This window comes from Knoellia flava TL1 (genome assembly GCF_000768675.1).
GTDB lineage: Bacteria > Actinomycetota > Actinomycetes > Actinomycetales > Dermatophilaceae > Knoellia > Knoellia flava.
Genome location: NZ_AVPI01000008.1, coordinates 81,539 through 87,602, shown reverse-complemented (window position 1 = coordinate 87,602; position 6,064 = coordinate 81,539). Strand labels below are relative to the sequence as shown.

The following is a 6,064-nucleotide window of genomic DNA, read 5'->3' as shown; positions in this document are numbered from 1 at the left end:
CCCGCCAGCGCCTCGAGCGCGACGACGACGAGGAGGCCCCCGCCGAGGGCGCCAGCGCGTCGACGGCCGACGGGGCCGCCTGCGACGAGCACGCCGACGCGACCGGCCCGGCCGCTGCGACGACCCCGGCCGACGCCGGCGCGCGCTCCTGATGCGGTCGGGGATCGACCGGTCCGCCGGCGACGCCGCGGTCCGGCCCCAGGACGACCTCTTCGGTCACGTCAACGGTGGCTGGGTCGCCCGCACCGAGATGCCGGCCGACCGGGGTCGCTACGGCAGCTTCGACCGCCTGCGTGAGAACGCCGAGGAGCAGGTCCGCGACATCATCACCGGCGTGGCCGAGGGCGAGCCCGAGGCCGGCACCGTCGCCCGCAAGGTCGGCGACCTCTACACCTCCTTCATGGACGAGGCGCGGATCGAGGAGCTCGGCGCGACGCCGCTCGCTCCGCTGTTCTCCGTCATCGACGAGGTGTCGACCCCGAGCGACGTCATGTCCGCGCTCGGCCGCTTCCTGCGTGCGGGGGTCGACGGGCTCTTCCACCCCATCGTCAACACCGACGACCGCGACTCGACCCGCTACGTCGTCTACCTCGAGCAGGCCGGCATCGGCCTGCCCGACGAGGCCTACTACCGCGACCCGCAGCACGCCACCATCCGCGCGGCCTACCCCGGTCACGTCGCGCGCATGCTCACCCTCACCGGCGTGTATGCCGGTGACGAGGGCGCCGCGGCCGCCGAGCGGATCGTCGACCTCGAGACCCGGATCGCGGCCTCCCACTGGGACCAGGTCGCCAACCGCGACGCCGTCAAGACCTACACGCTCGTCGACCGGCAGGAGCTCGAGGAGCTCACGCCGGGAGTCGACTGGACGGCATACCTCGTGGGCGCGCAAGCGCCCGAGGGGGCGTTCGACCAGGTCATCGCCCGCCAGCCCGACCACCTCCGGTCGATCGCGGCCGCGCTCGCCGAGGTCGACGTCGCCGTCTGGCAGGACTGGCTGCGCTGGCGGGTGGTCCACGCGCTCGCTGCCTACCTCGCCGACGCCGTCGTCGCGGAGAACTTCGACTTCTACGGGCGCACCCTCTCGGGCGTCCCGCAGATCCGTGACCGCTGGAAGCGTGGCGTCGGTCTCGTCGAGGACGCCCTCGGTGAGGCCGTCGGCCAGCTCTATGTCGAGCAGCACTTCCCGCCGCACGCGAAGGAGCGGATGGTCGAGCTCGTCGACAACCTCGTCGAGGCCTTCCGCCGCGACTTCCTCGGCCTCGAATGGATGGGTCTGGAGACCCGCCGCGAGGCGCTGGCCAAGCTCGAGTCGTTCACACCCAAGATCGGCTACCCCGAGAAATGGCGCGACTACTCCACGCTCGAGGTCGACGCCACTGACCTCGTCGGCAACGTCGCGCGCGCCTCGGCCTTCGAGGTCGACCGCAACCTCGCCAAGCTCGGCGGACCGGTCGACCGCGACGAGTGGTTCATGACGCCGCAGACGGTCAACGCCTACTACAACCCCGGGCTCAACGAGATCGTCTTCCCGGCGGCCATCCTCCAGCCACCCTTCTTCGACGTCGAGGCGGACGACGCGGTCAACTACGGCGGCATCGGCGCGGTCATCGGTCACGAGATCGGCCACGGCTTCGACGACCAGGGGTCGCAGTACGACGGCGACGGCAACCTGCGCAACTGGTGGACCGACAGCGACCGCGCGAACTTCGACGGCCGCGCCCAGCGGCTCATCGCGCAGTTCGACGAGCTCGAGTCCCGGGACGCCCCCGGCCACAAGGTCAACGGCGCGCTCACGGTCGGTGAGAACATCGGCGACCTCGGCGGGCTCACGATCGGGCACGCGGCATACCGGATCTCGACCGAGGGGAGCGAGGCGCCGGTCCTCGACGACCTCACCGGCGACCAGCGGTTCTTCTTCGGGTGGGCCCAGGTGTGGTGCGGCATGGCGCGCGAGGCCGAGGCCGTGAGGCTGCTCGCGATCGACCCGCACGCGCCCATGGACCTGCGCGCCAACGCGGTGCGCAACCTCGTCGAGTTCCACGAGGCGTTCGACGTCCAGCCGGGTGACGGCCTGTGGGTCCCGGAGGACGAGCGGGTCCGCATCTTCTGAGCCCGGGTGCGAGGATGGCGACGTGAGTGCCATCGACACCTTCTGGGAATTCCTCGCCGTCGCGATCGGCCTGCTGGTCGTCCTCGGCGGGCTCGCCGCCACCTTCCTTCGCGGGAGGGGCGGGGCGACCAAGGAGCTGCCGCGCGAGCAGCCGACCGCGCCCGCACCGCCCCGCGCCGGCACGGACGAGCGGGTCGAACGTGACACCAGGAGCCCGGTCGACACGCTGCCGGCGCCGACCGACGACACGGTCGAGGAGACCCTGCCGCCGGTCACGGTCCCTGAGGTCGAGCGCCCGGAGGCACCGCAGACCAGGCTCCAGCGGCTGCGCGCCCGGCTCGCCCGGTCGAACTCCGCCCTCGGGCAGGGCCTGCTCGCCCTGCTCTCGCGCGGCGACCTCGACGAGCAGGCGTGGGAGGACGTCGAGGACACCCTGCTCACCGCCGACCTCGGCGTCGAGGCCACGACCGAGCTCGTCGACTCGCTGCGCACCAGGGTCAAGGTGGCCGGCAACGCCGACGAGGCTGCCGTCCGCGGCTGGCTGCGCGAGGAGCTCGTCGCGCTCGTCGACCCGTCGATGGACCGCACCGTCGCCTCGTCGCGCGTCGACGGCCGCCCCGCCGTCGTCCTCGTCGTCGGGGTCAACGGCACCGGCAAGACGACGACGGTCGGCAAGCTCGCCCGCGTGCTCGTCGCCGAGGACAAGGACGTCGTCCTCGGCGCCGCCGACACCTTCCGGGCCGCGGCCGCGGACCAGCTCCAGACGTGGGGCGAGCGCGTCGGCGTGCCGACGGTCCGCTCCGACCGCGAGGGCGCCGACCCCGCGGCCGTCGCCTTCGACGCCGTCAAGGGCGCCGCCGAGATGGAGGCCGACGTCGTCATCGTCGACACCGCCGGACGCCTGCACAACAAGGTCGGGCTCATGGACGAGCTCGGCAAGGTCAAGCGGGTCATCGAGAAGCAGAGCCCCATCGACGAGGTCCTCCTCGTCCTCGACGCGACGACCGGCCAGAACGGCCTGCGCCAGGCCGAGGTCTTCAGCGAGGTCGTCGGCATCACCGGCATCGTCCTCACCAAGCTCGACGGCACCGCCAAGGGCGGCATCGTCGTCGCCGTCCAGCGCAAGCTGGGCGTGCCCGTCAAGCTCATCGGCCTCGGCGAGGGTCCCGACGACCTCGCGCCGTTCGACCCCGAGGGCTTCGTCGACGCGATCCTCGACTGACGATGGCGCTGTCCGCCCTCGACGACCGCGCCCGGCTCACCGACGCGCTCGTCGCCTGCACCCGCACGAGCATTGACCTCGCCGCCCACGAGGAGGTCCGGGACGCGTGGGAGCGCGACAGTGCCTGCGCCGGCATGACGGTCGGCGGGCTGGCTCACCACCTGCTCGCCCAGACGGGACACCTGGTCCGGGGGCTGCGCGTGGCGGCTCCGACCGACGCACCGGTCATCGGGCTGCTCGACCACTATGCGCAGGCTCCGTGGGTGGCGGCCTCGCGCGACGGCGAGACCGACCCGGACCAAGACGAGAAGGACAACGCCGCCGCGACCGCTGGTCACGAGGCCGTGCTCGCGGGTGCGCGGCAGGCGCTCGACGACCTCCCCGGCGCCCTGGCCCTGGAGCGTGACCCGGACGTCGTCCACATCCCGTGGCAGGGCTGGTCGCTGCCGACGCCGGACTTCGCGACGACGCGGATGATGGAGATGGTCGTGCACGGCGACGACCTCGCCGCGAGCGTGGGCCTGCCCACCCCCGAGCACGACCCGCTCGTCGCCGACGCCGTCCTCGACCTGCTCGTCCACGTCTCGCTGGCGCGCCACGGTCAGGTCGCTCTCGTCCGTGCGCTCAGCCGCCCGCAGCGCTCGACCGGCGACGTCTCCGCCTTCTAGCGTCGGCCCGGACGCGGCCGACCGCGCCGGGTGTCGGAGATCCGGGCCCTCGCGGTGTCCCGCGACCCCGGAACCCCGACACTGGTATGCCGGCCAGCCGCCTTGCGCGTGTCCGGCGCGCCCACCCTTCGCGTACTTGGGGCCCGCGCGCGGACGGCATACGCGGGGTCAGGGGCGGACGGCATACGCGCGTGAAACACACTTCTTACGCGTGGGGGGAACGTGCAACGTGGCCGTAACACGACGCGCGGCGAGGTGAAACGGCGCGCTCCCAGACTCTTCGGTCATGAGCCCAACTCTCCTCCCCGTCGCGGCCGAGCCCGCAATCGACGCATCGGCGACGGCCTTCGTCCTCATCTGCGCCTCCCTGGTCCTGCTGATGACGCCCGGCCTCGCCCTCTTCTACGGCGGCATGACGCGCGCCAAGTCCGTCCTCAACATGATGATGATGTCGTTCGGCGCCATGGGCGTCGTCGGCGTCGTCTACGTGCTGTGGGGCTACTCAATGTCCTTCGGTGGCAGCAACATCGGCGGCATCATCGGCAACCCGTTCGAGAACTTCGGACTCAAGGGGGTCGTCGGTGACGCGGCCGGCGCCACGGTCGACGCCAACGGCACGGCGATCGTCGACGTGTTCGGCGCGGACGTGTGGATCCCCGAGGTGCTCTTCGTCGGGTTCCAGCTGACCTTCGCGATCATCACCGTCGCGCTCATCAGCGGTGCCATCGCCGACCGAGCCAAGTTCTCGACCTGGCTGCTCTTCTCGGGTCTGTGGGTCACCCTGGCCTACTTCCCGGTCGCCCACATGGTGTGGGGCGGCGGCCTGCTCAGCGGCTCCGAGGACGGCCTGTCCGCGATGCTCTTCGGAGCGACTGACGGCGTCGCCAATGTGCTGCCGATCGACTTCGCCGGTGGCACGGTCGTCCACATCAACGCCGGTATCGCCGGTCTCGTCCTCGCCCTCATCGTCGGCAAGCGCCTCGGCTTCGGCAAGACGGCGATGCGCCCGCACAACGTCCCGCTCGTCATGCTCGGCGCTGGTCTGCTGTGGTTCGGCTGGTTCGGCTTCAACGCCGGCTCCGAGCTCGCCGCCGACGGCCTCTCGAGCCTCGTCTGGGTCAACACGACCGTCGCGACCTGTGCGGCGATCCTCGGCTGGCTCGTCGTGGAGAAGGTGCGTGACGGCCACGCCACCTCGGTCGGCGCCGCCTCGGGTGTCGTCGCCGGTCTCGTCGCCATCACCCCGGCCTGTGGTGCGCTCTCCCCGGTCGGCTCGATCGTCCTCGGCGCCGTCGCCGGTGCGCTGGCGGCTCTCGCGGTCGGCCTCAAGTTCCGCTTCGGCTACGACGACTCGCTCGACGTCGTCGGCGTCCACCTCGTGGCTGGCCTCTGGGGCACCGTCGGTGCCGGTCTGCTCGCCACCGAGGGTGGCCTGTTCTACGGTGACGGTGTCCGCCAGCTCGTCGTCCAGGTCGTCATCGCCCTCGCGTCGCTGATCTTCTCGGCGATCGTCACGGCGGTCATCGGCCTCGCCCTCAAGGCGACCGTCGGATGGCGGGTCAGCGACGACGACGAGGTCGCCGGCATCGACCAGTCCGAGCACGCCGAGTCCGGCTACGACCTCGTGGCCCGCGGCGGACGTCTCGGTGTCACCTCGACCGGTCCGCAGACCGACGCCCGTCACGCCGACGAGCTCACCTCCGAAGGAGTCAAGGCATGAAGCTCATCACCGCCATCATCAAGCCCCACCAGCTCGACGCGGTGAAGGAGGCCCTGGAGGCCTACGGCATCTCGGGCATGACGATCAGCGAGGCGTCCGGCTACGGCCGCCAGCGTGGTCACAGCGAGGTCTACCGCGGTGCCGAGTACACCGTCGACTTCGTCCCGAAGATCCGCCTCGAGGTGCTCGTCGACGACATGGACGCCACCAGCGTCGCCGACGTCGTCCTCAAGTCGGCCCAGACGGGCCGGATCGGCGACGGCAAGATCTGGATCCAGCCGGTCGAGGAGGTCGTCCGGGTCCGCACCGGAGAGCGCGGCTCGGACGCCATCTGACGATCC

5 protein-coding genes are annotated in these 6,064 nt (G+C 71.6%); all 5 read left to right on the top strand.

The window, feature by feature from the left end:
• The first annotated feature begins 151 nt into the window (after positions 1-151).
• The 5 genes from N798_RS04400 to N798_RS04380 all read left to right on the top strand — a co-directional run bounded on the left by N798_RS04400 (position 152) and on the right by N798_RS04380 (position 6,058).
• The gene (locus N798_RS04400; protein WP_035946543.1) at positions 152-2,113 is read left to right on the top strand and encodes a M13 family metallopeptidase; all 1,962 of its coding nucleotides are present in this window, start codon (positions 152-154) and stop codon (positions 2,111-2,113) included.
• A gap of 22 nt (positions 2,114-2,135) precedes the next feature.
• A complete protein-coding gene (gene ftsY, locus N798_RS04395; protein WP_035946541.1) occupies positions 2,136-3,335 on the top strand; it encodes a signal recognition particle-docking protein FtsY in 1,200 nt (399 codons plus the stop codon).
• Between the two features lie 2 nt (positions 3,336-3,337).
• Positions 3,338-4,003, top strand: a complete 666-nt coding sequence (locus tag N798_RS04390; protein ID WP_035946540.1) for a maleylpyruvate isomerase N-terminal domain-containing protein — start codon at positions 3,338-3,340, stop codon at positions 4,001-4,003.
• Between the two features lie 286 nt (positions 4,004-4,289).
• Positions 4,290-5,723 carry an ammonium transporter gene (locus tag N798_RS04385; protein WP_035946538.1) on the top strand — a complete coding sequence of 478 codons (1,434 nt, stop codon included), beginning with the start codon at positions 4,290-4,292 and terminating at the stop codon, positions 5,721-5,723.
• Complete coding sequence (locus N798_RS04380; RefSeq protein ID WP_035946537.1) at positions 5,720-6,058, top strand: P-II family nitrogen regulator; 339 nt, start codon at positions 5,720-5,722, stop codon at positions 6,056-6,058. The genes N798_RS04385 and N798_RS04380 overlap by 4 nt, the downstream gene beginning before the upstream one ends.
• Positions 6,059-6,064: the final 6 nt, after the last annotated feature.

Excerpts from the sequence above, each read along its gene's own strand:
- N798_RS04400 (WP_035946543.1), top strand. The coding sequence starts at position 152 with ATGCGGTCGGGGATCGACCGGTCCGCCGGCGACGCCGCGGTCCGGCCC.
- N798_RS04380 (WP_035946537.1), top strand. The coding sequence starts at position 5,720 with ATGAAGCTCATCACCGCCATCATCAAGCCCCACCAGCTCGACGCGGTG.
- N798_RS04390 (WP_035946540.1), top strand. The coding sequence starts at position 3,338 with ATGGCGCTGTCCGCCCTCGACGACCGCGCCCGGCTCACCGACGCGCTC.
- N798_RS04385 (WP_035946538.1), top strand. The coding sequence starts at position 4,290 with ATGAGCCCAACTCTCCTCCCCGTCGCGGCCGAGCCCGCAATCGACGCA.